The 24085-nt window shown below is 59.5% G+C and carries 23 protein-coding genes; 13 read left to right on the forward strand and 10 right to left on the reverse strand.

Annotated features, from left to right (window positions below; genetic code table 11):
- The first annotated feature begins 18 nt into the window (after positions 1 to 18).
- The 8 genes from amaA to AC3Y64_RS02885 all read left to right on the forward strand — a co-directional run bounded on the left by amaA (position 19) and on the right by AC3Y64_RS02885 (position 9554).
- On the forward strand, positions 19 to 1302 hold the full coding sequence (amaA, locus tag AC3Y64_RS02850; RefSeq protein WP_489986371.1) for an L-pipecolate oxidase: 1284 nt from the start codon (positions 19 to 21) through the stop codon (positions 1300 to 1302).
- Between the two features lie 367 nt (positions 1303 to 1669).
- On the forward strand, positions 1670 to 2803 hold the full coding sequence (locus AC3Y64_RS02855) for an ABC transporter substrate-binding protein (protein WP_008078283.1): 1134 nt from the start codon (positions 1670 to 1672) through the stop codon (positions 2801 to 2803).
- 241 nt (positions 2804 to 3044) lie between these two features.
- On the forward strand, positions 3045 to 3959 hold the full coding sequence (locus AC3Y64_RS02860; RefSeq protein WP_008078282.1) for an ABC transporter permease subunit: 915 nt from the start codon (positions 3045 to 3047) through the stop codon (positions 3957 to 3959).
- Between the two features lie 3 nt (positions 3960 to 3962).
- A complete protein-coding gene (gene livM / locus AC3Y64_RS02865; RefSeq protein WP_158960853.1) occupies positions 3963 to 5264 on the forward strand; it encodes a high-affinity branched-chain amino acid ABC transporter permease LivM in 1302 nt (433 codons plus the stop codon).
- Positions 5261 to 6133, forward strand: a complete 873-nt coding sequence (locus AC3Y64_RS02870) for an ABC transporter ATP-binding protein (protein WP_489986372.1) — start codon at positions 5261 to 5263, stop codon at positions 6131 to 6133. The genes livM and AC3Y64_RS02870 overlap by 4 nt, the downstream gene beginning before the upstream one ends.
- Entirely contained in the window at positions 6130 to 6846 is a 717-nt protein-coding gene (locus tag AC3Y64_RS02875; protein WP_158960855.1) for an ABC transporter ATP-binding protein, read from the forward strand. Before AC3Y64_RS02870 ends, AC3Y64_RS02875 begins: the two co-directional genes overlap by 4 nt.
- Before the next feature lie 838 nt (positions 6847 to 7684).
- On the forward strand, positions 7685 to 8449 hold the full coding sequence (locus AC3Y64_RS02880; protein ID WP_007915905.1) for an SDR family oxidoreductase: 765 nt from the start codon (positions 7685 to 7687) through the stop codon (positions 8447 to 8449).
- Positions 8450 to 8648: 199 nt separating this feature from the next.
- The gene (locus AC3Y64_RS02885; protein ID WP_489986373.1) at positions 8649 to 9554 is read left to right on the forward strand and encodes a cation diffusion facilitator family transporter; all 906 of its coding nucleotides are present in this window, start codon (positions 8649 to 8651) and stop codon (positions 9552 to 9554) included.
- 100 nt (positions 9555 to 9654) lie between these two features.
- On the opposite strand, the gene AC3Y64_RS02890 is transcribed toward AC3Y64_RS02885, so the two are convergent.
- The 7 genes from AC3Y64_RS02890 to AC3Y64_RS02920 all read right to left on the reverse strand — a co-directional run bounded on the left by AC3Y64_RS02890 (position 9655) and on the right by AC3Y64_RS02920 (position 14875).
- Positions 9655 to 10788 carry an AGE family epimerase/isomerase gene (locus AC3Y64_RS02890; RefSeq protein ID WP_489986374.1) on the reverse strand — a complete coding sequence of 378 codons (1134 nt, stop codon included), beginning with the start codon at positions 10786 to 10788 and terminating at the stop codon, positions 9655 to 9657.
- Positions 10789 to 10972: 184 nt separating this feature from the next.
- On the reverse strand, positions 10973 to 11545 hold the full coding sequence (locus AC3Y64_RS02895) for a HupE/UreJ family protein (protein WP_489986375.1): 573 nt from the start codon (positions 11543 to 11545) through the stop codon (positions 10973 to 10975).
- A gap of 27 nt (positions 11546 to 11572) precedes the next feature.
- Entirely contained in the window at positions 11573 to 12187 is a 615-nt protein-coding gene (gene ureG, locus AC3Y64_RS02900) for an urease accessory protein UreG (RefSeq protein WP_053116815.1), read from the reverse strand.
- A gap of 11 nt (positions 12188 to 12198) precedes the next feature.
- A complete protein-coding gene (locus tag AC3Y64_RS02905) occupies positions 12199 to 12873 on the reverse strand; it encodes an urease accessory protein UreF (protein ID WP_489986376.1) in 675 nt (224 codons plus the stop codon).
- On the reverse strand, positions 12870 to 13370 hold the full coding sequence (ureE, locus tag AC3Y64_RS02910) for an urease accessory protein UreE (RefSeq protein ID WP_158957009.1): 501 nt from the start codon (positions 13368 to 13370) through the stop codon (positions 12870 to 12872). The genes AC3Y64_RS02905 and ureE overlap by 4 nt, the downstream gene beginning before the upstream one ends.
- Positions 13371 to 13619: 249 nt before the next feature.
- On the reverse strand, positions 13620 to 14252 hold the full coding sequence (locus AC3Y64_RS02915; protein WP_489986377.1) for a TetR family transcriptional regulator: 633 nt from the start codon (positions 14250 to 14252) through the stop codon (positions 13620 to 13622).
- 155 nt (positions 14253 to 14407) lie between these two features.
- The gene (locus AC3Y64_RS02920) at positions 14408 to 14875 is read right to left on the reverse strand and encodes a hypothetical protein (RefSeq protein WP_489986378.1); all 468 of its coding nucleotides are present in this window, start codon (positions 14873 to 14875) and stop codon (positions 14408 to 14410) included.
- A gap of 382 nt (positions 14876 to 15257) precedes the next feature.
- On the opposite strand from AC3Y64_RS02920, the gene AC3Y64_RS02925 reads away from it, so the two are divergent.
- The gene (locus tag AC3Y64_RS02925) at positions 15258 to 17333 is read left to right on the forward strand and encodes an AsmA family protein (protein ID WP_489986379.1); all 2076 of its coding nucleotides are present in this window, start codon (positions 15258 to 15260) and stop codon (positions 17331 to 17333) included.
- A 133-nt stretch (positions 17334 to 17466) separates the two neighbouring features.
- On the opposite strand, the gene AC3Y64_RS02930 is transcribed toward AC3Y64_RS02925, so the two are convergent.
- Complete coding sequence (locus AC3Y64_RS02930) at positions 17467 to 18000, reverse strand: ferritin-like domain-containing protein (RefSeq protein ID WP_034151608.1); 534 nt, start codon at positions 17998 to 18000, stop codon at positions 17467 to 17469.
- A gap of 288 nt (positions 18001 to 18288) precedes the next feature.
- Here AC3Y64_RS02930 and AC3Y64_RS02935 point away from each other — a divergent pair, with 288 nt between their 5' ends.
- The gene (locus tag AC3Y64_RS02935; RefSeq protein ID WP_489986380.1) at positions 18289 to 19167 is read left to right on the forward strand and encodes an esterase/lipase family protein; all 879 of its coding nucleotides are present in this window, start codon (positions 18289 to 18291) and stop codon (positions 19165 to 19167) included.
- Between the two features lie 114 nt (positions 19168 to 19281).
- On the opposite strand, the gene AC3Y64_RS02940 is transcribed toward AC3Y64_RS02935, so the two are convergent.
- Positions 19282 to 20169, reverse strand: coding sequence for a DMT family transporter (locus AC3Y64_RS02940; protein WP_489986381.1), 888 nt, complete (start codon positions 20167 to 20169; stop codon positions 19282 to 19284).
- A 96-nt stretch (positions 20170 to 20265) separates the two neighbouring features.
- Between AC3Y64_RS02940 and AC3Y64_RS02945 the strand changes: the two genes are divergently transcribed.
- The 3 genes from AC3Y64_RS02945 to AC3Y64_RS02955 all read left to right on the forward strand — a co-directional run bounded on the left by AC3Y64_RS02945 (position 20266) and on the right by AC3Y64_RS02955 (position 22657).
- Positions 20266 to 21060 carry an AraC family transcriptional regulator gene (locus tag AC3Y64_RS02945; RefSeq protein ID WP_489986382.1) on the forward strand — a complete coding sequence of 265 codons (795 nt, stop codon included), beginning with the start codon at positions 20266 to 20268 and terminating at the stop codon, positions 21058 to 21060.
- 63 nt (positions 21061 to 21123) lie between these two features.
- Positions 21124 to 21429 (forward strand): PsiF family protein, encoded by a 306-nt coding sequence (locus AC3Y64_RS02950; RefSeq protein WP_489986383.1) that lies wholly within the window; start codon positions 21124 to 21126, stop codon positions 21427 to 21429.
- A gap of 214 nt (positions 21430 to 21643) precedes the next feature.
- Positions 21644 to 22657, forward strand: coding sequence for an AI-2E family transporter (locus AC3Y64_RS02955; protein WP_489986384.1), 1014 nt, complete (start codon positions 21644 to 21646; stop codon positions 22655 to 22657).
- A gap of 133 nt (positions 22658 to 22790) precedes the next feature.
- Here the strand turns inward: AC3Y64_RS02955 and AC3Y64_RS02960 are convergent, their stop codons facing one another.
- Complete coding sequence (locus AC3Y64_RS02960) at positions 22791 to 24065, reverse strand: Hsp70 family protein (protein WP_489986385.1); 1275 nt, start codon at positions 24063 to 24065, stop codon at positions 22791 to 22793.
- Positions 24066 to 24085 lie beyond the last annotated feature (20 nt).

Here is a 24085-nt window from a genome sequence, read left to right on the forward strand (position 1 = left end):
TCCGACAGGAGCTTGGCAATGCCGTTACGCGAAGAATGTCTGTGGGAAAAGCTCACGCCGCAACGCCCGGATAACACCGCGCTCAGGGGCGAAGTCAAAGTCGATGTCTGCGTGATCGGCGCCGGGTTCACCGGGTTGTCGGCGGCACTGCATCTGTTGGAAAAAGGCAAGAGTGTCTGCGTGCTGGAAGCCCATCGCGCGGGCCATGGTGGCTCCGGACGCAACGTCGGTTTGGTCAACGCGGGTATGTGGATTCCACCGGACGAGATCGAAGCCGGTTTCGGCGAAACGGTCGGCAGTCAGCTCAATCGCATGCTCGGCGCGGCGCCGGCGTTGGTGTTCAGCCTTGTGGACAAGTACAACATCGATTGCCAGTTGCGCCGCGAAGGCACCCTGCACATGGCGCACAACGCCAAGGGCGAGGCGGATTTGCGCAGTCGTGAGCAACAATGGAAACGCCGTGGCGCACCTGTCGAGCTGTTGACCGGCAAGGCCTGCGAACAGGCCACCGGTACGCAAAAAATCGCCGCCGCATTGCTTGATCGCCGCGCCGGTACACTCAACCCGATGGCTTACGTCACCGGGCTGGCGAATGCCGTGATCGGCCTTGGCGGGCAGATGTTCGACCATTCCCCGGTTACCCGACTCGAGCGTCAGGGCGCGAAATGGTCAGTGCAAACCGAGCAGGGCTCGGTGCTCGCCGAACAAGTGGTGATCGCTTCCAACGCGTACACCGAAGGTGACTGGACCGAACTCAAACGCAACTTCTTTCCAGGTTATTACTATCAGGTCGCCTCGGTGCCACTGACCGAGGACGCCGCGCAGGAAATCCTCCCGGACGGGCAGGGCTCGTGGGACACCCGCCAAGTCCTGAGCAGCATCCGCCGCGACAAAGAAGGGCGGTTATTACTCGGCAGCCTGGGCAACGGCAATCAGAAACCGACCTGGTTTCTCAAGGCCTGGGCCGACCGCGTGCAGCAACATTACTTCCCCAATCTGAAGCCGGTCGAATGGGAATGCACCTGGACCGGGCGCATCGCGTTTACCCCCGATCACCTCATGCGCCTGTTCGAACCGGCGCCGGGGCTGGTGGCCGTCACTGGCTACAACGGTCGCGGCGTCACCACTGGCACCGTGGTCGGCAAAGCCTTCGCTGATTACTTGTGTAACGGCAATCCTCAAGCGCTGCCGATTTCTTTTGCACCGATGCAGCCCTTGGCCGGCGTGGGTTTGCGCAGTTGCCTGTACGAGGCTGGGTTCTCGCTGTATCACGCGGGCCAGTGCCTGCGCATTGTGATTTGAGTGTTGAAATATGTTGCCGGAAGCGGCGCTTTTCGATGCAGCGACTAGCCTGTAATGGTGCGGGTTGTAGCAGTCCCGCACCAGCAGTGTGCAGTTCGGTGACGCGGGCTGTTACAGGCTGGTTGCACGTCGTTTGGTGCCGCGGTTGCAATGATGGCGCAGGCGGGTTGCGCCTGAAAAAATAAATGGTTTCACCTTCCGCGGTTTAGACGGTTGCACGCCCAATGAAAATGGGAACGAAACAGTCGAAATAACAAGAAAGCAGCGACTTTTTGAAGAATAAAAAACCGATGGCACGGGCCTTGCTCTGAGGTTTCAGTGAAGTGAAGTCGCAGTGCCAACTAAAAAAACCTTGGAGCACCACCTCATGTCCCAGACGTTTTACAAGAAAGGCTTTCTGGCCCTCGCAGTGGCTACTGCGTTGGGTGTTTCTGCGTTTGCTCAGGCTGACATCAAAATCGGTGTAGCGGGTCCAATGACGGGCGCCAACGCGGCATTTGGCGAGCAGTACATGAAGGGTGCACAGGCAGCGGCTGACGCGGTCAACGCGGCAGGCGGCGTCAACGGGGAAAAAATCGTACTGGTCAAAGGCGATGACGCCTGCGAACCGAAGCAAGCGGTGACGGTCGCCAAGGACCTGGTCAACCAGAAAGTCGCCGGCGTGGTCGGTCACTTCTGCTCTTCTTCGACCATTCCAGCGTCGGAAATCTATGACGAAGCCGGCGTGATCGCGATCACCCCGGGCTCTACCAACCCGCAAGTGACCGAGCGTGGCCTCAGCGCCATGTTCCGTATGTGCGGACGTGACGACCAGCAGGGCATCGTCGCCGGCGACTACATCGTCGACGTGCTCAAAGGCAAAAAGGTTGCCGTGCTGCACGACAAGGACACCTACGGCCAGGGCCTGGCAGATGCCACCAAGGCTCAGCTTGAGAAGCGTGGCGTGAAACCGGTGCTGTACGAAGGTCTGACCCGTGGCGAGAAAGACTTCAGCGCCGTGGTCACCAAGATCCGCGCCGCCGGTGCCGACGTCGTCTACTTCGGCGGCCTGCATCCGGAAGCCGGTCCACTGGTCAAGCAACTGCGTACCGAAGGCCTGAAAGACGTGAAGTTCATGTCTGACGACGGCATCGTGACCGACGAACTGGTGACCACCGCAGGCGGCCCGCAATACGTCGACGGCGTGCTGATGACCTTCGGCGCCGACCCACGCATGCTGCCGGAAAGTAAAACTGTCGTGGATGCCTTCCGCAAAGCCGGCACCGAGCCAGAAGGCTACACCCTGTACGCCTACGCTTCGGTGCAAACCCTGGCTGCAGCGTTCAACGGCGCCAAGTCCAACAGTGGCGAGAAAGCCGCCGAATGGCTGAAAGCCAACCCGGTGAAAACCGTGATGGGCGAGAAAGCCTGGGACAAGAAGGGCGACCTGAAAGTCTCCGACTACGTGGTGTACCAGTGGGACGCGACTGGCAAATATCACCAGCTGGAAAAACAGAAGTAAGGGCTGACGCGATCAGTTGATCCCACCAATAACTGTGGGAGCGGGCTTGCCCGCGATGGCGTCAGGTCAGTCGACACACAGGTTGGCTGACCCTCCGCTATCGCTGGCAAGCCAGCTCCCACAGGGTGCGGTGGTGATCGGGTAAATCGCGCTCTGACATTGCTCCGACGTAAATCTGTATTTTCCCTAGAAGAACCGCCCACCCACAGGTGGGCAGGTTCTCACTGCGTGAGATTGCGTTATGGATGGTATTTTCCTGCAGCAACTGGTCAACGGTCTGACCCTCGGGTCGGTCTATGGCCTGATCGCCATCGGCTACACAATGGTCTACGGCATCATCGGCATGATCAACTTCGCCCACGGCGAGGTTTACATGATTTCCGCTTACCTGGCGGCAATCAGTCTGGCTCTGCTGGCTTACTTCGGTATCGAATCTTTCCCGCTGCTGATGCTCGGCACCTTGATCTTCACCATCGTCGTCACGGCGGTGTATGGCTGGGTCATCGAGCGAGTCGCTTACAAACCCCTGCGCAACTCCACCCGACTGGCCCCGCTGATCAGCGCCATCGGTATTTCCCTGATCCTGCAAAACTACGCCCAGATCAGCCAGGGCGCCCGTCAACAGGGTGTTCCAACGCTGCTCACCGGCGCCTGGCGCGTCGACATCGGCACCGGTTTCGTTCAGCTCACCTACACCAAGATCTTCATTCTGGTGGCCGCATTTGTCGGCATGGGTCTGCTGACCTACGTGATCAAGTACACCAAGCTCGGCCGCATGTGCCGCGCCACTCAGCAAGACCGCAAGATGGCCTCGATTCTCGGGATCAACACCGACCGCGTGATCTCTTACGTGTTCATTATCGGTGCAGCGATGGCGGCATTGGCTGGCGTGCTGATCACCATGAACTACGGCACGTTCGACTTCTACGCCGGCTTCGTCATCGGCATCAAAGCGTTCACTGCCGCGGTACTCGGCGGGATCGGCTCGCTGCCGGGCGCGATGCTGGGCGGGATCATCCTCGGCATCTCCGAGTCGCTGTTCTCCGGTCTGGTCAACTCCGACTACAAAGACGTGTTCAGCTTCTCGCTGCTCGTACTTGTTCTGGTCTTCCGGCCGCAGGGCCTGTTGGGCCGTCCTCTTGTGTCGAAGGTGTAAGCGATGTCTTCAACCACTAAAAAAACCATCGATATCAAAAAAAGCCTGGTTGAGGCGATTCTGGCCGGCCTGATTGCCCTGATCGTATTCGGGCCGATTGTCGGCGTCGTACTCGAGGGTTACAGCTTCAATCTTGAGCCGACACGCGTCGCATGGCTGATCGGCATTGTCATGATCGGCCGCTTTGCCATCAGCCTGTTCCTGCAAACGCCCAAGGGCCTGAAAATTCTCGATGGATTCGAAAGCACCGGTTCCGGCGTGCATGTCCTGCCCGCCGATCACAAAACTCGCCTGCGCTGGATCATCCCGCTGCTGATTGTGCTGGCTATCATCGTGCCGTTTGTTTCCAACTCCTATCTGCTGGGCGTGGTCATCCTCGGGTTGATCTACGTGTTGCTGGGACTGGGGCTGAACATCGTGGTCGGTCTTGCGGGTCTGCTCGACCTCGGTTACGTGGCGTTCTATGCCATCGGTGCCTACGGTCTGGCGCTGGGTTACCAGTATCTCGGTCTGGGTTTCTGGACGGTGCTGCCACTGGCGGCGATCACCGCGGGACTTGCCGGTTGCATCCTCGGCTTCCCGGTGTTGCGTCTGCATGGCGACTATCTGGCGATCGTGACCCTGGGCTTCGGTGAAATCATTCGCCTGATCCTCAACAACTGGTTGTCCCTGACCGGCGGCCCGAACGGCATGCCGGCACCGTTGCCGACCTTCTTCGGTCTGGAGTTCGGCAAACGGGCGAAGGATGGCGGGGTGCCGTTCCACGAGTTTTTCGGCATCGCCTACAACCCGGACGTGAAGTATTACTTCATCTACGCAGTGTTGTTCCTGGTGGTATTGGCCGTGCTGTACATCAAGCATCGTCTGGTGAAGATGCCGGTCGGTCGCGCGTGGGAAGCCCTGCGTGAAGATGAAATCGCCTGTCGTTCGATGGGCCTCAACCACGTGCTGGTCAAGCTCTCGGCGTTCACCATCGGTGCGTCGACGGCAGGTCTGGCGGGTGTGTTCTTCGCAACCTACCAGGGCTTCGTCAACCCGACCTCGTTCACCTTCTTCGAATCGGCGCTGATCCTCGCCATCGTCGTGCTCGGCGGCATGGGTTCGACCATCGGCGTGGTGATCGCAGCCTTCGTGCTGACTGTCGCCCCGGAACTGCTGCGTGGCTTCGCTGAATATCGCGTGCTGCTGTTCGGCATCCTGATGGTGTTGATGATGATCTGGCGACCACGTGGGCTGATCCGCATCAGCCGTACCGGGGTCACTCCACGCAAAGGTGCCATTCACTATGAGAGGACTGCGCCATGAGTGAAGTCGTACTCTCTGTTGAAAAACTGATGATGCATTTCGGTGGTATCAAGGCGCTGAGCGATGTCAGCCTGAAGGTCAAACGCAACTCGATCTTCGCCTTGATCGGCCCCAACGGCGCCGGCAAGACCACGGTGTTCAACTGCTTGACCGGGTTCTACAAAGCCACCGGCGGCAAGATCGAACTCAACGTGCGCGGCCAGCAGACCAATGTCATCCAGTTGCTGGGCGAATCGTTAAAGCCGACCGACTTTGTCTCGCCGAAATCCTTCCTCAGCCGCATGTACTACAAGATGTTCGGCGGTACGCATCTGGTGAACCGTGCTGGCCTGGCGCGAACCTTCCAGAACATCCGTCTGTTCAAGGAAATGTCGGTACTGGAAAACCTGCTGGTGGCGCAGCACATGTGGGTCAACCGCAACATGCTCGCCGGCATCCTCAACACCAAGGGCTATCGCAAGGCTGAAAGCGACGCGCTGGACGTCGCGTTCTACTGGCTGGAAGTGGTCGATCTGGTCGACTGCGCCAACCGTCTCGCCGGTGAACTGTCCTACGGCCAGCAGCGCCGTCTGGAGATTGCCCGGGCGATGTGTACGCGGCCGCAGATCATCTGCCTCGACGAACCGGCCGCCGGCCTCAACCCTCAGGAAACCGAAGCGCTGAGCGCGATGATCCGGCTGCTACGCGACGAGCACGATCTGACCGTGGTGCTGATCGAACACGACATGGGCATGGTTATGAGTATTTCCGACCACATCGTGGTGCTGGACCACGGCATCGTCATCGCCGAAGGCGGGCCTGAAGCGATCCGTAACGACCCGAAAGTGATTGCCGCCTATCTGGGCGCCGACGAAGAGGAGCTGGTATGACGCAACCGATCCTCGAACTCAAAGACCTCGACGTGTTCTACGGACCGATCCAGGCGCTCAAAGGGGTTTCGCTGCAGATCAACGAGGGGGAAACCGTCAGCCTGATCGGCTCCAACGGTGCCGGCAAATCGACGTTGCTGATGTCGATCTTCGGCCAGCCACGGGCGGCGGGCGGGCAGATCCTTTATCAGGGCGTCGACATCACCCAAAAGTCCTCGCACTACATCGCCTCCAATGGCATCGCGCAGTCGCCGGAAGGGCGGCGGGTGTTCCCTGACATGACCGTCGAGGAAAACCTGCTGATGGGCACTATCCCGATTGGTGACAAGTACGCCAAGGAGGACATGCAACGCATGTTTACGCTGTTCCCACGCCTGGAAGAGCGGCGCACGCAGCGGGCGATGACCATGTCCGGTGGCGAGCAGCAAATGCTCGCGATTGCGCGTGCATTGATGAGCCGGCCAAAGCTGTTGCTGCTTGATGAGCCGAGCCTCGGGTTGGCACCGATTGTGGTGAAGCAGATCTTCGCGACCCTGCGAGAGCTGGCAAAAACCGGGATGACGATTTTCCTTGTCGAGCAGAATGCCAACCATGCGCTCAAGCTGTCGGATCGGGCGTATGTGATGGTCAACGGCGAGATTCGCCTGACGGGCACCGGTAAGGAGTTGCTGGTGAACGAGGAGGTGCGTAACGCCTATCTGGGCGGGCACTGATTCTTTTACGTTATGCACAGCCCCGGCGACGCGAGTCCCGGGGTTTTTTACATCTGAAAACCACCACAACCCCTGTGAGAGCTGGCTTGCCAGCGATAGCGGTTCATCATTCAACAATGATGCCGGGGGTGACGGCCTCATCGCTGGCAAGCCAGCTCCCACAGGTTAAGCGATGACCTTAAGTGGAATTGTGGAAAACAAATTCCCCAAGCTGCCAAAGCGCGACATATAGACGCTGCAAATGGCTGTTTTTCCACAGTTTTGACTTGTCCCCGTTTGCTGTGGAGCTGGCTGTGAATAACGTGGGTGTATCTGGCTGCACGCCACGTATAACGTGGCTTGCGAAGGTGTGATTGTTTTTTGATCAGGCATTTTTACGGAGCTTGAAGTCGTCGTTGTCAACCTTTTTATCAAGGCGTCCAGCGAGATATTGAGCGGTGAGCAATCCTGTGGATAAGTCTGTGATTAAACTCTGGAAAGACTCCGCTAAGGGCCGTAATGACTGGCCTCGCGCAATCACTGTGCTGGCCGGGCAATCGTGCAAAATGCCATCTCCCGCACATCCGCTGCTTCAGGGTCAAGCAAAAAACTTTCTATTTCCGCCGCAAAGCCTTGTGTGGCGTGGCTTTGCGCGTTTCCACTTGCCCCCGGAAACTGTGGAAGGGACTGTGGATAACATGCGTGCACATGGCTACAGGCCACGGTGGCTGTGGCGTCGGCGGGGTTGGTTGTTTTTTGAACACTTTGTAGCGGTTGCCCGTAAGTGCCGGGCCGGGCATGCTGCCTGCTGATTTTCTATTCCAAGGGCTGCTCAGGCGGCCGAAGCAAGGAGAACACGATGTCCAACACCCTGTTTATCACCGGCGCAACGTCCGGATTTGGTGAAGCCTGCGCCCGCCGTTTTGCCGAGGCTGGCTGGAAACTGGTGCTGACCGGTCGTCGTGAAGAACGCCTCAACGCGCTGTGCGCAGAGCTGTCGAAGCAGACCGAAGTGCACGGCCTGGTACTCGACGTGCGTGATCGCAAGGCGATGGAGGAGGCGATTGCCAACCTGCCGCCGTCGTTCGCCAAGCTGCGCGGGCTGATCAACAACGCCGGTCTGGCGCTGGGCGTCGATCCTGCGCCGAAATGCGATCTGGACGACTGGGACACCATGGTCGATACCAACGTCAAAGGCCTGATGTACGCCACGCGCTTGCTGCTACCGCGCCTGATCGCCCATGGCCGTGGCGCCGGCATCGTCAACCTCGGCTCCATCGCCGGCAACTATCCGTACCCGGGCAGCCATGTGTATGGCGCGACCAAAGCATTCGTTAAACAGTTTTCGCTGAACCTGCGTTGCGACCTGCAGGGCACCGGCGTGCGGGTCAGCAACATCGAGCCAGGGCTGTGCGAGAGCGAGTTCTCGCTGGTGCGTTTTGCCGGCGATCAGGAACGCTACAACGCGACCTACGCCGGAGCTGAGCCGATCCAGCCGCAGGACATCGCCGAGACGATTTTCTGGGTGATGAATGCGCCGGCACATATCAACATCAACAGCCTGGAACTGATGCCGGTGAGCCAGACTTGGGCGGGTTTTGCCATCGAGCGTAACAAGGCCTGATACCGCGTCACGGCCAATCGCTGGCAAGCCAGCTCCCACAAGTACCGAGTCGCTCACAAGATTCGTGTGCACCGATAACCCTGTGGGAGCTGGCTTGCCAGCGAAGAGGCCAGAACAGGCAAAAAATGGCGATAAGGTAAACTCCCCTCGCAACAACCCAACCGCACCCCGCGGTTTTCAAGGTTTTCGAGGAGTCAAAGTGAGTAACCGAGGTGAGCAGGCACTGCTCAAACAATCGACCATTCTGATGTTCGCCGTGGCGATCGCCGGGATCGTCACCGGTTTTGTTTCTGGTTCGCAATCCATCCTGTTCGATGGTTTTTTCTCGCTGATCGCCACCTTCATCAAAGTCCTGATGCTGATCACTGCCAAGTTGATCGCCAAGGAAAGCAATCACCGCTTCCAGTTCGGCTTCTGGCATCTGGAACCGATGGTGCTGTTGATCGAAGGCAGTTTCCTGCTGCTGATCGCGATCTATGCGTTTCTCAACGGCGTGTTTGGCATCATCAACGGTGGGCGCGAGATCGAGCTGGGGCTGGTGATCATCTACGCAGCGGTGTTTACCGTTGTTGAATTCGCCTATTTCTTTTACGTGCGTCGGCGTAACCGCAAGCTCAAGTCGAGCCTGATCCAGTTCGATAACATCAGTTGGCTGGTGGACGCTATGTTGTCCGTGGGCCTGTTGATCAGTTTCCTTGCGGCGCTGCTACTCAAGTCTCAGGGCTATGGCGAGTGGGCGGCCTATGTCGATCCGTTGATCCTGATCGTGCTGGCACTGACCATGCTGCCGCCGGCGTTCAAGATTCTTGGCCCGGCGCTACGCGATGTGCTCGGCATTGCCCCGGACACCCTGGATGACCAGGTGCGCCAAGTGATGGATGCGGCGAAGGTCGAGCATGGTTTTGATGACTACGTGTCGTACGTGCAGAAGCACGGGCGCGCGCGGTTTATCGAGATACATGTGGTGTTGCCGGCGGACTATGCGCTGAGCCATGTCGGGCAGCTGGATGCCTTGCGCGAAGAGATTTCGTCGAAGCTGGGCAAGGCGGATGCGGCGCGGTGGTTGACCATCAGCTTTACCGGGGACAAGAAGTGGATTGCCTGAAGACCGTGTAACGGCTAAAAATCGCTAGCAGGGCTAGCTCCCACAGGGGAATCCATTTCAAATGTGGGAGCTAGCCCTGCTAGCGATGGCGGTCGAGCAATCAGCGAAGATATTCCGCCAGGCCGTGGTAGCAAGTCGCCAAGTGATAAGGCGTGGTCGAAGGCATGTCCTTGCGACTGACTTCCCCCAACTCATCCCGACACTCGTGCCAGCCACCGGCATGCAGAAACCGCTGCTGCAACGCCTGCAGTTGACGCAACACCACCGCTTCACTGCCCTGACGCAAGGTCAGCGCGCGCAGATATTCCGCCTGAGCCCAGATCCGTTGGGTCGAATCCCGTGGGCGTCCGTTGGTTTCCAGATCAAGCATCGCGCGCACCGCGCCAGATGGCTGCACCACACCGTATTGCTCGGTGAACGCAAATGCCCGATCCAGCGCCGCGTGAAGTTTCGAGCCGCGCAGCAGCGCAGACGATTCGAGCAGGAAGTACCACTCGAACTGATGCCCCGGCTCATACCAGTTATCCACAGCCCCGAGCGGCTTCTCCATCAAAACGCCATATTGGGGATCGACGAACTGCTTGTGCATGGCTGTGCATAACTCGAGCAGCGCCTTCTGCGTCTGAGCATCTTCACGCACTGCCAAAGTGGCGAGGAACGCTTCGGCCAAGTGCATCAACGGGTTCTGCAGCGGTCCGGTTTCGAGGGTTATCCAGTCGCGATTCAGGCACGCTTCGTACAGGCCATCGCCGGTGGCGAAGCGCCGACCAATGATTTCCAGTGCAGCATTCAGGGTCGACTCGACCAGCGGATCACCGGATTTTGCCCAGTAATGCGCGCAGGCAAACAGGATAAATGCGTGGGTGTAGAGATCCTTGCGCTGATCCAGCGGCTTGCCCTGCGCATCGATGCTGTAGAACCAGCCGCCATGCACGGCATCGTGGAAATGCCGTTGCAAGGAGCGGAACAGCGCCGCGGCGCGGACATCAGCGTTATCCACAACCCCGATCAGGCTGGAAAACAGGTACAGCTGCCGCGCGCAGGCCATCGCCCGATAGCGCTGCGGTGGCAGCGGCTGATGCGCAGCGTCCAGCGCCTCGTAGGGTAGCGCCATGTCAGCGTTCCAGCCCGGGCCTTGCCAGAGGGGCACGATCACGTTGACGAAGTGCTGCTGCACATCGCGAAACAGGGCGGTCAATTCAGGCAGGGCGGTGGAGCGGGAAGCGTGGGGCATGGGCGGACGTCGTCACGGGCAGGGGCGATTGCGCGACATGGTAGCAGAGCGGCGGCCTTTAGAGACGCGGTGTCTGTCAGACCGCTATCGCCAGCAGGGCTGGCTCCCACAGTGGATTTGCGCCCAACACAAAACCTGTGGGAGCTAGCCCTGCTAGCGATGAGGCCGGAACAGGCGATAAAGATCAGCCTGCCAGCAACCAGGCACCGGTCACCGCCGACGCCGCACCGGCCAATCGCACCAAAGGCGCAGCAGCCTGAGGCAGGAAGCGCACCACCGCATAACCTGCGGCATGCAACGCAGCGGTCGCGGCGACAAAACCAGCCGCATACGCCCAAGGACTGCTCATCTCCGGCAATTCCAGCCCATGCGCTACACCGTGGAACAGCGCAAACACCGCCGTCGCCACCACTGCCATCACCAACGGCGGACGCACCACCAAGGCCACCGCCAGACCCAACGCCAGTACCGACGCGGCAATCCCGCTTTCCAGTGCCGGCAATTCCAGCCCTTCAAAACCGAGCATGCCGCCGATCAGCATGGTGCCGACAAACGTGCACGGCAGCGCCCAGCGTGCCGCGCCCCGTTGCTGCGCCGCCCACAACCCGACTGCCAACATCGCCAGCAAATGGTCGAGGCCGCCGATCGGGTGGCTGATGCCGGCGATCAAACCACTGTCGCCGTGGCCCGGATGAGCGAAGGCCAGCGCCGGGGTCAGCAGCAGCGCCACGGCGCCGAAAATGCGTTTGAGTGTCATGAATAAGCTTCCTTGTTGATAAGTGAATCAGGCTGCGGTCAGCAGGCCCTGGCGTTCGATGAAGGCGATGATGGCTTCAAGACCCTGACCGGTTTTCTGGTTGCTGAAGACGAACGGCTTGCCGTTGCGCATGCGTTTTGTGTCGCTGTCCATCATTTCCAGCGACGCACCCACCAGCGGCGCCAAGTCGATTTTGTTGATCACCAGCAGATCCGACTTGCAGATCCCCGGACCGCCCTTGCGCGGCAGTTTGTCGCCAGCGGAAACGTCAATCACGTAGATGGTCAGGTCGGACAGTTCCGGGCTGAAGGTCGCCGAGAGGTTGTCGCCGCCGGACTCCACCAGAATCAGATCGAGCCCCGGAAAACGCCGGTTGAGTTGATCGACCGCTTCAAGGTTGATCGACGCGTCTTCGCGGATCGCCGTGTGCGGGCAGCCGCCGGTTTCCACGCCGATGATCCGCTCCGGCGCGAGGGCTTCGTTACGCACGAGAAAATCGGCGTCTTCGCGGGTGTAGATATCATTGGTGACCACGGCGAGGTTGTAGCGCTCGCGCAGGGCTAGGCACAGCGCCAGGGTCAACGCGGTTTTGCCGGAACCGACCGGGCCGCCGATGCCGACGCGCAGAGGTTGTGTGTTCATGAATGTTTCTCCTAGGAGCGAAAGAGGCGGCTGTACTGGCGCTCGTGGGCCATGCACGCCAGGGACAGGCCGAACGCGGCGCTGCCCATGTGTTCGGGTTCGATTCGGGTCGCGTCCTGCTGGGCTTGTTGCAGCAGCGGCAGCAGTTCGCTGGTCAGGCGTTGGGCTGCTTGTTGGCCGAGCGGCAGGGTTTTCATCAATACCGCGAGCTGGTTTTCCAACCAGCTCCACAGCCACGCGGCGAGGGCGTCCTGTGGGGTGATGCCCCAGGCGCGCGCGGCCAACGCCCAGCACAGGGCCAGATGCGGTTCGCTGCATCGTTCGAGAAAGCTTCGGGCGGGCGCGTCGAGTTCCGGCAAACCGTTGAGCAATTGCTGCAACGAATAGCCCATCTGCCGGCTCTCCAGATGCAACTCGCGGGTTTCACGGCTGGCGCGGTGGCTTTCGCAGAGGCTCGACAGTTCGGCCCATTGTTCATCGGCGGCGGCCTGGCAATGGGCGAGCAGCAGCGGCGCTTCAAAACGCGAAAGATTGAGCAGCAACTGATCGCTGATCCAGCGCCGAGCGCTGTCCGGGTTGTGCACGCGGCCGTTATCCACCGCCATTTCCAGGCCTTGCGAATAGCTGTAGCCACCAATCGGCAATTGCGGACTGGCTAGGCGCAGCAGCGCCCAGGCGGGATTCACAGGCGTACGCCGAACTGATGGAGTTTTGGCGCGTAATTGAAGTCTTCGTCGCCGTGTCGTGAATGGTGATGGCCGCCGCCATAGGCGCCGTGTTCCGGCTGGAACGGTGCTTCGATGGCTTCGACTTGTGCGCCGAGCTGTTCGAGCATGGCTTTGAGCACGTAATCGTCGAGCAGACGCAGCCAGCCATCGCCGACTTGCAGGGCAACGTGACGGTTGCCCAAGTGATACGCGGCGCGAGTCAGTTCGAAGGCATTGGCGCAGGTGACGTGCAGCAGTTGCTCAGGGCGGGCGCAGACACGGACGATGCGGCCGTCTTCGGCCTGCAGGCATTCGCCGTCGAACAGTGGCGGCTGACCACGCTCCAAAAACAACCCGACGTCTTCGCCCTCGGCACTGAAACAGCGCAAACGGCTTTTGCTCCGCGCTTCGAAGGTCAGGTGCAACTCGGCGGCCCAGACGGGTTGAGGGTCGGTTCTGCGGTGAATCACCAGCATCGGAAAGCTTCCAGCTATGGACAATACTCTGGCTAGAGCAAGGGCCTTGCCAATCGGACGAGATGTAGGAAATCCCTGTCGGAGCGTGGTGGATGTTTCAAGATGCTGCGCAAATATGGAAGGTTTTGGTGCGTGAAGATTTTTTAATGCACCAATTTGCAGCGGGCAAAAAAAGATCGCAGCCTTCGGCAGCTCCTACATGAAACGCAATCTCTGTAGGAGCTGCCGAAGGCTGCGATCTTTTGATCTTTACTCAGTACTGCCCAGGCCCTGCCAATGCTTCAGGCCAATAAAGATAAAGCGCAGTTGCTGGGTGATCTTCACTTGCGGGGTCAGATGCTCCGGAAGCGCTTCGGCAGGCGGATCGATGATGTCGGGGAGGGTGGCGAATACCGATTTGACGATCAGGTCAGCCATCACGCTCAGGCCTGCGGCATCCAGATGCTGCAGCTTGGGCATCATCGTCAGGTCGGAAGCGAGGTCGGAACTGATGTCCTCGCGCAGCCGCCCGATGGCCTGACGCACCGGCAGCGAGCCACCGTACTGCTCGCGGGCGAGAAACAGAAATTGCGAGCGGTTGGCGCTGACCACGTCGAGGAAGATCCGCACCGACGCATCGATGATGCCGCCCATGACGAATTCGTTGTGCCGCACCAGGCGGATGGTCTCGCGGAAGGTCTGGCCGACTTCACTGACCAGCACCAGGCCCAGCTCATCCATGTCGGCGAAGTGGCGGTAGAAACCGGTGGGCACGATGCCGGCGGTTTTCGTCACTTCGCGCAGGCTCAGGCTGCCGAATCCTCGGCCGCTTTCCATCAAGTGGCGGGCAGCGTCCATCAGGGCGTTGCGGGTCTGTTGCTTCTGTTCGGCGCGGGGCAGCATCGCAGGGTGTGTTCTTCGGCAGGACAAGCGCCGCACTCTAGCAAATCAGCTTTGTCGGCGTCGAACGGGAGGGCATGCAGCGGAAGATTTCAGCGAGGTTTAAAAGTCAAAAGCCCAATCCGGTGATTGGGCTTTTTTTCGAGGCCGCCATGGGCTTAGCTCAGTTTGCTGTTGCGTTCGATCACACGGTCACCACCACCTTCGGCGAGTGCTTGACCCAGTGGGGTTTTGTCGAAGCCGTCATCAGCCAGGGTTTGACCTTGTGGAGTGCGGTCGCCGCCGTCGGAAGCCAGGGTTTGGCCCTGTGGAGTGCGGTCGCCGCCGTCGGAAGCCAGGGTTTGGCCCTGTGGAGTGCGGTCGCCGCCGTCGGAAGCCAGGGTTTGGCCTTGTGGAGTGCGTTCGGTGCCGTCGGATGCCAGGGCTTGGCCTTGTGGTGTGCGATCGGAACCGTCTTGAACCAGACCTTTCTCTTCGAGGCGATCACGGCCACCTTCGGCTACGGTTTGGCTGAACACCGATTGGCTGGATTTCACTTGCGGAGTGGCTTGGTCAGCAGCAGGCAGGGCAAAAGCAGTGCTGGCTAGCATCGACAGGGTAAGGCTGAGCAGTAATTGGCGTTTCATGATGGTTGCTCCTTGGGAGGGCGATAAAGTGGGTACGAGGGCAATGCTACTCTCGATAAGTCGATATAAAAGTTCATAAACGCAATGGTAATAATCAACAGAATTGATTGTTCTGCCGGGAGGCTCTAGATCGCGCCTTTCAGAGCCTCGGTTTTGCACCGAGGTGGGTAGTTTCGACCCACTCGCGCCTCGCAACCGTGCGGGTCGCGGTAACGTCGCTCGACTGACTGGTCAGCTTTCACGCAGGTTTTTGCGCCTTAATCGGTTTTTCGGTTAAACCTGCGGGCCTTTTGCCAGTCACAGACTTCATAGGGGCTGCTTTAGCCCGCCGTTTCAGCCGTGCGCCGCGATGACAGGGCGCACGTGATCAGGAGCTTTGTGCATGACGCGCACTGGAAAAATCTTCAGTTGGACCTTCGCCATCCTCGTGCTGCTACTGGCCGTGCTGGTCTTGATCATCGTGTTCTTCGACTGGAACCGGATCAAACCGCCGATCAACGCCAAAGTCTCGGAAGAATTGCATCGACCGTTTGCCATCAACGGCAACCTCGCGGTGATCTGGCAGCGCGAGCCGGACGAGGGCGGCTGGCGTGCCTGGGTGCCATGGCCGCATGTGGTCGCCGAGGACCTGAGCCTGGGTAATCCGGACTGGTCAAAAAAACCGCAGATGGTCACGCTAAAACGTGTCGAGTTGCGCATTTCGCCGCTGGCTTTGCTGGCGCAACGGGTGGTGATTCCACGCATTGACCTGACGGAGCCGAATGCAGATCTGCAGCGCTTGGCCGATGGCCGCGCGAACTGGACGTTCAAATTCGATCCGAAAGACCCGAATGCCGAACCGTCGAGCTGGGTGGTCGACATTGGCGCCATCGGTTTCGACAAGGGCCACGTCACCCTCGATGATCAAACGCTGAAAACCAATCTCGATTTGCTGATTGATCCGCTGGGCAAGCCGATTCCATACAGCGATATCGTCGGTGACAAAGCGGCGAAAACTGCGCAGGACAAGGGTGGTGCACCGCAGGATTACGCGTTCGCCTTGAAGGTCAAAGGCCAATACCACGGCCAGAATCTCACCGGCCAAGGCAAGATCGGCGGGCTGCTGGCGCTGCAGGACGCAAGCAAGCCATTCCCGTTGCAGGCTCAGGCGAAGATCGGCGACACCAGCATCGAACTGGCCGGCACGTTGACCGACCCGCTGAATCTTGGTGCACTCGATCTGCGCCTGAAACTGGCTGGCGCCAGCCTCGGCAACCTCTATCCGTTAACCGGTGTGACCCTTCCGGACACGCCGCCGTACTCCACCGACGGCCATCTGATCGCCAAGCTGCATGACGCCGGCGGCGCGAAATTCACCTATGAGCAATTCAACGGCAAGATCGGCAGCAGTGATATCCATGGCGACCTGACTTACGTCGCCAGCCAGCCACGGCCAAAACTCAGCGGCGCGTTGCTCTCCAATCAACTGTTGTTCGCCGACCTCGCACCGCTGATCGGCGCCGACTCCAACGACAAGCAAAAGGCGCGCGGAGGCGAGAGCAAGCAGCCGGCGGACAAAGTCCTTCCCGTCGAGGAGTTCAAGACCGACCGCTGGCGTGCGATGGACGCTGACGTCGAATTTACCGGCAAGCGCATCGTGCATAGCGAGAAGCTGCCGTTCAATGACCTCTATACCCACCTGAAACTCAACGACGGCGAACTGAGTCTGGAGCCGCTACGCTTCGGCGTGGCTGGCGGCAATCTTGACGCGCAGATTCGTCTCAATGGACGCACGGAGCCGCTGGAAGGCCGGGCCAAACTGACCGCGCGTCGCTTCAAACTCAAAGAGTTGTTCCCCACTTTCGAGCCGATGAAAACCAGCTTCGGCGAACTCAACGGTGACGCGGATATCAACGGTCGCGGCAATTCGGTCGCCAAGTTGCTCGGCGGTGCTAACGGCAAACTGAAGATGTTGATCAATGACGGTGCAATCAGTCGCGAACTGATGGAGCTGGCCGGGCTCAACGTCGGCAACTACGTGGTCGGCAAGATCTTTGGTGACAAGGAAGTGAAGATCAATTGCGCAGCGGCGGATTTCGACATCAAGACCGGTCTGGCGACCACGCAGCTGTTTGTCTTCGATACCGAGAACGCGATCATCTACATCGACGGCACGGCAAACATGGCCACCGAACAGCTGGATCTGACGGTGACGCCGGAATCGAAGGGCTGGCGTTTGATCTCCCTGCGCTCGCCGCTGTACGTGCGCGGCAAGTTCATCAAACCGGATGCGGGTGTGAAGGCTGTGCCGCTGATGCTGCGCGGGGCGGGGATGGTTGCACTGGGCGTGATTGCAGCGCCGGCGGCGGGGCTGTTGGCGCTGGTCGCGCCGAGTGGCGGTGAGCCGAATCAGTGTGCACCGTTGCTTGAGCAGATGAAGGCGGGCAAGGCGCCAGTGACCGTAAAACCTACTAAATAATCGGTTCCCGGTCGTTCCCACGTTCTGCGTGGGAACGCCTCAACGGTCGCTCCGCGCTTGGCATAAAAAAGGCACGCAGAGCGTGCCGGGCTGCATTCCCACGCAGAGCGTGGGAACGATCAGTCATCAGGTATCAGAGGTCGTTCAGGATGTCAGCCATGTCATCGGCATGCTCTTCTTCCTGGGCCAGAATATCTTCGAAGATCCGACGGGTCGTCGGGTCTTTCTCGCCGATGTACTGGATGATTTCACGATAGCTGTCGATGGCGATTCGCTCGGCCACCAAGTCTTCGTAGACCATTTCTTTGAGGGTGTTGCCGGCCACGTATTGCGCGTGGGACATTTTCGACAGCAGGTCGGGGTTGAACTCCGGCTCGCCACCCAATTGCACAATGCGCTCGGCCAGACGGTCGGCGTGCTGGGCTTCCTGAGTGGCATGTTCGAGAAACTCTTCGGCAGCCACGTGGGCTTTCACGCCATTGGCCATGAAGTAGTGGCGCTTGTAGCGCAACACGCAGACCAGTTCAGTGGCCAGCGATTCGTTCAGCAAGCGCAGCACCTCTTCACGGTCGGCGCTGTAGCCCTCGGTGACGGCGCCGTTCTCGACGTGTTGGCGCGCACGATCGCGCAGGGTTTGAACATCTGACAGATGCAGGTCGTCGCTCATTTTAATCTCCAGGAGGCTAATCCGATGGGCGCCACGTTCTGCGGACGTAGTCGCTACCCAAGTTGTGAGTCCTGAGCGAAGCAAAAAGTTTTATCGGTTTTACCCCGGCCTGGCGGGTGATGCCTCAGGCCCGATTGCTCAGCCTCGCCCGGGCGTTCTTTTGCGTGTTTATGGCAGGGGTGGTGGGCCTGAAGTAGGCTGGTGGTCGAGTTGTCATCATCAGGGAGGATGCTTGGCGGGCGTTTTGCACGCCTTGTCTCCACTCACCGACCACAAGGATGTTTGCCCATGTCGACGCGTTATCCACTCGTTCTGGTGCCGGGCATGCTCGGGTTTATCCGGTTGGTGCTCTATCCGTATTGGTACGGAATCATCAAGGCATTGCGTCGTGGTGGTGCAACGGTGATTGCCGTGCAGGTTTCGCCGCTCAACTCGACTGAAGTGCGCGGCGAGCAATTGCTGGCGCAGATTGACGAGATCTTGCGGGAGACTGGTGCGGCCAAGGTCAACCTGTTCGGCCACAGCCAGGGTTCGTTGACGGCGCGTTATGCAGCGGCGAAACGGCCGGATCTGGTCGCTTCAGTCACGTCAGTGGCCGGCCCTAATCATGGATCGGAACTCGCCGACTATCTGCAAAGACACTATCCGGCGGACAGTGCCAAGGGCCGTCTGCTTGAGGCGTTGCTGCGTTTTGTCGGATGGCTGATGGCGTTACTCGAGACCGGTTATCACGGGCCGAAATTGCCGGTGGATATTCACGCCTCGCATCAATCGCTGACGACCGAAGGTGTGGCGCTGTTTAATCAGCGTTATCCACAGGGGCTGCCTGAAACGTGGGGTGGCCAGGGACCGGAGGAGGTCAACGGCGTACGCTATTACTCGTGGTCGGGTACGTTGCAACCGGGCAAGACTGATCGTGGCGGCAATCTGTTTGACGGGACCAATCGCAGCTGCCGGTTGTTCGCGAAAACTTTTGTGCGTGAGCCGGGGCAGTGCGACGGCATGGTCGGGCGCTACAGCTCCCATCTGGGCACGGTGATTGGCGATGACTATCCGTTGGATCACTTCGACATTGTTAACCAGTCGTTGGGCCTGGTCGGCAAAGGGGCGGATCCGGTGCAGCTGTTTGTCGAGCATGCGGCGCGATTAGAAGCTGCCGGGGTTTAACAGTCAGACCGCGTTATCGTTCATCGCTGGCAAGCCAGCTCCCACAGTGGAACGCATTTCAACAGAAGGAACGCGGTCACCTGTGGGAGCTGGCTTGCCAGCGATGGCCCCCGATCAGGCAACGCTGATCCGGCGGCCAAGCACGGTGGTCCAACGCTCAGACAGAATCACCCCACCCAACGTCAACAACCCCCCGACCAGGTGATACATCGCCAACTGCTCCTTCAACACCACTGCGGCAATCAGCGCGGTAATCAGCGGCAGCAAGTTAAAGAACAATGTCGTCCGGCTAGGCCCCAGACGCTGCACCGCCTGCATCCACGCCAGCGGCGCAACCATCGAGGCCAACAGGCACGCATACAACACCAGCGGAATGTTCTGCAGGGTCAAACCGGTTTTCGGTGAAGCGGCATACAGCGGAAACAACACGACAATCGCCACCAGCACCTGCAAATACAGCAAAACCAATGGCGGTAAACGCAGCTGCCATTTCTTCAACAACGTGCTGTAAATCGCATAGGCGAGGGTCGCGATCAGCATCATCGCGTCGCCCATGTTCACCCCGTGTTGCAACAGCGCGCCGAGGCTGCCGGACGACACCACCACCAGCACGCCGGCGAACGACAGCACGGCGCCAATCAGTGCCCCAGCCGTCAGACGCTGACCTAGGCTGATGATCGCCATGGCCAGCGACATCAACGGCATCAGCGACAGAATGATGCCCATGTTTGTCGCCGTGGTCAGGGTGGCGGCGAAGTAGGCGAGGCTCTGATACACCGCCATGCCGAGCACGCCGAGGACGAAAATCTTGCCTAGGTTCGGACGGATCTGCGGCCAGTGCGCGATCACCGCTCTGAGCATGAACGGCGTGAACAGCAGGCCGGCGAGCAGCCAGCGGTAGAAACCAATCTCGGCCGGGAAGATTGCCCCGACCGCCAGTTTGTTGATCACGGTATTGCCGGCCCAGATAAAAATCGCCAGCAGCGGAAAAGCGTATTGCATGCGTTGAAACCAGTACGTTGATGAAGCGCAATTATCCCTTGTCTGGATGCAGGCCTATACTTCGAACCGGACAACCTGCCTCTGAAACCGGACAGCATGAACAGTAAACACATCGATCTGCTGGATTTCAGCGAGCTGCCGTCGGCGGTGTATTTCCGCTATGCCGATTTCAACGCCCATGAATTTGCTGCGCCGCACCGGCATCCGTGGGGCACGCTGGAATATGCCGCCCACGGTGTGCTGCATATGGATGTCGACGGCAGCCGATTCATGTCCCCGCCGCAATACGCGGTGTGGGTGCCGCCGCAGGTCGAGCACAGTTTCTACAGCCATCAACCGGTCAACTATCGCGCGGTGTGTCTGGATTCCAAGGTCTGCGTCGATTTGCCCCGGCGTGCGTGCACCTTGGCGATCAGCGACATTCTCAAGGCGATTCTCAAGGACTTCGCCGCCCGCGATGTAAAGATCCCCGAACTGGACGCTGACCAGCGCCTGGCGCAGGTTCTGGTTGATCAATTGCAACAGGCACCGGTGCACGAGTGTTATCTGCCGTACGCCAGCAGTCCGGGTTTGCTGGCGATTCTCGAAGCCTTGCAGGCCGAGCCGGGCAACAATCAGCCATTGGCGCATTGGGCCCTGCAAGTGCATGTCAGTGAACGCACGTTGGCGCGGCAATTCGTCCGTGAGCTGGGGATGAGTTTCGGTGAGTGGCGTCAGCGTCTGCGTTATCTCGCCGCGATCGAGGCGCTGGAAACCTCGCGCAGCGTGCAGGAAATTGCTTTCGATCTTGGCTACAGCAGCGGCTCGGCGTTTATCGCCATGTTTGCGCGGCAGGCCGGCTGCACGCCGGAGCAGTACCGGCGTAGTCACCTGGACGGCAGGAAGGTGTAACAAGCTTTGACTACACTCCAGCAGAGGCCGCCCCCATCGGTGCGGCGACAAGGAGAAAACTCCATGAAGATGTTGCGTGTGCCTTTGTTGATGATTGGTTTGCTCCTGTGTTCCCAGGGTTTCGCCGCCACGGCGCAACAGAACAAAATGACCACCTGCAATGCCGATGCGACCGCCAAGAGTCTGAAGGGCGATGAACGCAAAACCTTCATGAGCACCTGCCTCAAGGCAACGCCAGCGGCCAACGACGGCAAGGCTCTGACCCCGCAGCAGGAAAAAATGAAAACCTGCAATGCCGACGCGAAAACCAAGGCGCTGACCGGCGATGCGCGCAAGACCTTCATGAGTGATTGCCTGAAGAAAAAATAATCATCTGAATCTGTGGTGGCTGGGCTGGCCTCATCGCGGGCAAGCCCGCTCCCACAGGGATTTCGGCTGTTCACTGAGTTTGTGTTCCACACTTGACCTGTGGGAGCTGGCTTGCCAGCGATGGGGCCTGAAAGGTTGGCCTCCATATTCCTAGTGCTCCCCCCGGAACGCTGGCAGACTGCCAATCCTTTTACGCCGTTCGTTTTGAGGCTGTATGCCAACGTTTTCTGAGCGTCATGTAGTGTTCTGGGTCAGTTGCATCATTATTTTCGGCGGATTGCTGCTGGTGCTGCCGTTGCGCTTGTTACCAAGTCTGTTGGCCGGACTGTTGGTTTATGAACTGGTCAACATGCTCACCCCGCAACTGCAACGGCTGATCGAAGGCCGCCGCGCCCGCTGGCTGGCGGTCGCGTTGCTGGGCACGCTGGTGGTGAGTGTGCTGGCGCTGATTTTCGCCGGGGCGATCAGCTTCTTGCTGCATGAGGCGGAAAATCCCGGCGCTTCGCTGGACAAATTCATGGGTGTGGTTGACCGCGCGCGCGGGCAATTGCCGCCGTTCATCGATGCCTATTTACCGGCCAGCGCTGCCGAGTTTCGTGTCGCGATTGGCGAATGGATGAGCAAACACCTGTCCGACCTGCAACTGGTCGGCAAGGACGCGGCGCACATGTTCGTGACGTTGCTGATCGGCATGGTGCTTGGCGCGATCATCGCCCTGCAGCGCGTGCCCGACGTGACCAAACGCAAACCGCTGGCGGCGGCGCTGTTTGATCGTCTGCACCTGTTGGTGCAAGCCTTCCGCAACATCGTTTTCGCGCAGATCAAGATTTCCCTGCTCAACACCTTCTTCACCGGGATCTTCCTCGCGGTGGTCCTGCCGATGTTCGGCATCAAGCTGCCGCTGACCAAAACCCTGATCGTGCTGACTTTCCTGCTCGGCCTGCTGCCGGTGATCGGCAACCTGATGTCGAACACGCTGATCACTATCGTCGGTCTGTCGCTGTCGATCTGGGTGGCGATTGCTGCGCTGGGTTACCTGATCTTTATCCACAAGCTGGAATACTTCCTCAACGCGCGGATTGTCGGCGGGCAGATCAGTGCCAAGTCGTGGGAGTTGCTGCTGGCGATGCTGGTGTTCGAGGCCGCGTTCGGTTTGCCGGGGGTGGTGGCGGGGCCGATTTATTACGCGTACTTGAAGAGTGAGTTGAAGCTGGGCGGGATGGTGTAACAGAGGGGGCAGTGTTGCCTGATCTAATGCTATCGCTGGCAAGCCAGCTCCCACAGGTCATGCGCCGCTTCTGAAAGTGGCGTTAATCCTGTGGGAGCTGGCTTGCCAGCGATAGGGGCAACTCGATATCAGATCAGTTCATGGCGCCGTAGCGCTTCATGGCTTCAATCGCCAAGCCGCTACCAATGCTGCCGAAGATATTCCCTTCAACATGCCGCGCATTCGGCAGCATCGCCGAGACGCTGTTGCGCAGCGCCGGAATCCCGCTCGAACCGCCGGTGAAGAACACCGTATCAACCTGATCCACCGCCACACCGGCATCGTTCAACAGCTGCGTGACGCTGCCGCGCACGCGCTCCAGCAGCGCATCGATTGCCGATTCAAACAGCGCCCGGCTCAGTTCCACGCTCAAACCAGCTTCGATTCGATCCAGCGGCACATGGCGGCTGTCGGTGTGGGTCAGCTGGATCTTGGTTTCTTCGACTTCCATCGCCAGCCAGTGCCCGGCGCGCTGTTCGATCAACTTGAACAAGCGATCGATGCCGCCGGTGTCTTCGATGTCGTAGCGCATGCTGCCCAGCGCCAGGCTGGATTTCTGCGAGTACACCGAGTTGATGGTGTGCCAGGTCGCCAGGTTCATGTGGTGGCTGGTCGGCATGTAGGCGCCGCTCTTCATGCGGCTGCCGTAACCGAACAGCGGCATCAGGCCTTGCAGGCTCAGCTGTTTGTCGAAGTCGGTCCCGCCGATGTGCACGCCGCCGGTGGCGAGAATGTCATCGTGACGGTTGTCGTAACCACGCCGCTCCGGCGACAGGCGCACCAGCGAGAAGTCGGAGGTACCACCGCCGATGTCGACGATCAGTACCAGCTCTTCTTTCTCGATGGTCGACTCGTAATCGAAGGCTGCTGCAATCGGTTCGTACTGGAAGGACACTTCCTTGAAGCCGATCTTCTTGGCCACGTCGACCAAGGTGTCTTCGGCTTCCTGATCCGCGAGCGGATCGTCATCGACGAAGAACACCGGACGACCGAGTACCACTTGTTCGAATTCCCGACCGGCGGCGGTCTCGGCGCGAGTTTTCAGCTGACCGATGAACAGACCGAGCAAGTCCTTGAACGGCATCGCGGTGCCGAGAACGCTGGTGTCGTGCTTGATGAGCTTGGAACCGAGCAGGCTTTTCAGCGAGCGCATCAGCCGGCCTTCGTAGCCTTCCAGGTACTCGTGCAGCGCCAGACGACCGTAAACCGGGCGGCGCTCCTCGATGTTGAAGAAGACCACCGACGGCAGGGTGATCTTGTCGTCTTCCAGCGCGATCATTGTTTCCATGCCGGGGCGCAGCCAGCCGACGGTGGAGTTGGATGTGCCGAAGTCGATGCCGCAGGCACGGGCTGGAGAGGCGTCTTTCATGTCTTTCGGTTCCGGTCAAA

Source organism: Pseudomonas sp. 4CAES_32.4 (genome assembly GCF_058136335.1).

What these genes read in the sequence shown, in the direction of transcription:
- AC3Y64_RS02890 (WP_489986374.1), bottom strand. Translation starts at nt 10,788, where the DNA reads ATGCCCCACGCTTCCCGCTCCACCGCCCTGCCTGAATTGACCGCCCTG.
- AC3Y64_RS02940 (WP_489986381.1), bottom strand. Translation starts at nt 20,169, where the DNA reads ATGCAATACGCTTTTCCGCTGCTGGCGATTTTTATCTGGGCCGGCAAT.
- AC3Y64_RS02920 (WP_489986378.1), bottom strand. Translation starts at nt 14,875, where the DNA reads ATGAAACGCCAATTACTGCTCAGCCTTACCCTGTCGATGCTAGCCAGC.
- ureG (WP_053116815.1), bottom strand. Translation starts at nt 12,187, where the DNA reads ATGAACACACAACCTCTGCGCGTCGGCATCGGCGGCCCGGTCGGTTCC.
- AC3Y64_RS02955 (WP_489986384.1), top strand. Translation starts at nt 21,644, where the DNA reads ATGCCAACGTTTTCTGAGCGTCATGTAGTGTTCTGGGTCAGTTGCATC.
- AC3Y64_RS02860 (WP_008078282.1), top strand. Translation starts at nt 3,045, where the DNA reads ATGGATGGTATTTTCCTGCAGCAACTGGTCAACGGTCTGACCCTCGGG.
- AC3Y64_RS02925 (WP_489986379.1), top strand. Translation starts at nt 15,258, where the DNA reads ATGACGCGCACTGGAAAAATCTTCAGTTGGACCTTCGCCATCCTCGTG.
- livM (WP_158960853.1), top strand. Translation starts at nt 3,963, where the DNA reads ATGTCTTCAACCACTAAAAAAACCATCGATATCAAAAAAAGCCTGGTT.
- AC3Y64_RS02915 (WP_489986377.1), bottom strand. Translation starts at nt 14,252, where the DNA reads ATGCTGCCCCGCGCCGAACAGAAGCAACAGACCCGCAACGCCCTGATG.
- AC3Y64_RS02930 (WP_034151608.1), bottom strand. Translation starts at nt 18,000, where the DNA reads ATGAGCGACGACCTGCATCTGTCAGATGTTCAAACCCTGCGCGATCGT.
- AC3Y64_RS02875 (WP_158960855.1), top strand. Translation starts at nt 6,130, where the DNA reads ATGACGCAACCGATCCTCGAACTCAAAGACCTCGACGTGTTCTACGGA.
- AC3Y64_RS02855 (WP_008078283.1), top strand. Translation starts at nt 1,670, where the DNA reads ATGTCCCAGACGTTTTACAAGAAAGGCTTTCTGGCCCTCGCAGTGGCT.
- AC3Y64_RS02870 (WP_489986372.1), top strand. Translation starts at nt 5,261, where the DNA reads ATGAGTGAAGTCGTACTCTCTGTTGAAAAACTGATGATGCATTTCGGT.
- AC3Y64_RS02950 (WP_489986383.1), top strand. Translation starts at nt 21,124, where the DNA reads ATGAAGATGTTGCGTGTGCCTTTGTTGATGATTGGTTTGCTCCTGTGT.
- AC3Y64_RS02935 (WP_489986380.1), top strand. Translation starts at nt 18,289, where the DNA reads ATGTCGACGCGTTATCCACTCGTTCTGGTGCCGGGCATGCTCGGGTTT.
- AC3Y64_RS02960 (WP_489986385.1), bottom strand. Translation starts at nt 24,065, where the DNA reads ATGAAAGACGCCTCTCCAGCCCGTGCCTGCGGCATCGACTTCGGCACA.
- amaA (WP_489986371.1), top strand. Translation starts at nt 19, where the DNA reads ATGCCGTTACGCGAAGAATGTCTGTGGGAAAAGCTCACGCCGCAACGC.
- AC3Y64_RS02945 (WP_489986382.1), top strand. Translation starts at nt 20,266, where the DNA reads ATGAACAGTAAACACATCGATCTGCTGGATTTCAGCGAGCTGCCGTCG.
- ureE (WP_158957009.1), bottom strand. Translation starts at nt 13,370, where the DNA reads ATGCTGGTGATTCACCGCAGAACCGACCCTCAACCCGTCTGGGCCGCC.
- AC3Y64_RS02895 (WP_489986375.1), bottom strand. Translation starts at nt 11,545, where the DNA reads ATGACACTCAAACGCATTTTCGGCGCCGTGGCGCTGCTGCTGACCCCG.
- AC3Y64_RS02880 (WP_007915905.1), top strand. Translation starts at nt 7,685, where the DNA reads ATGTCCAACACCCTGTTTATCACCGGCGCAACGTCCGGATTTGGTGAA.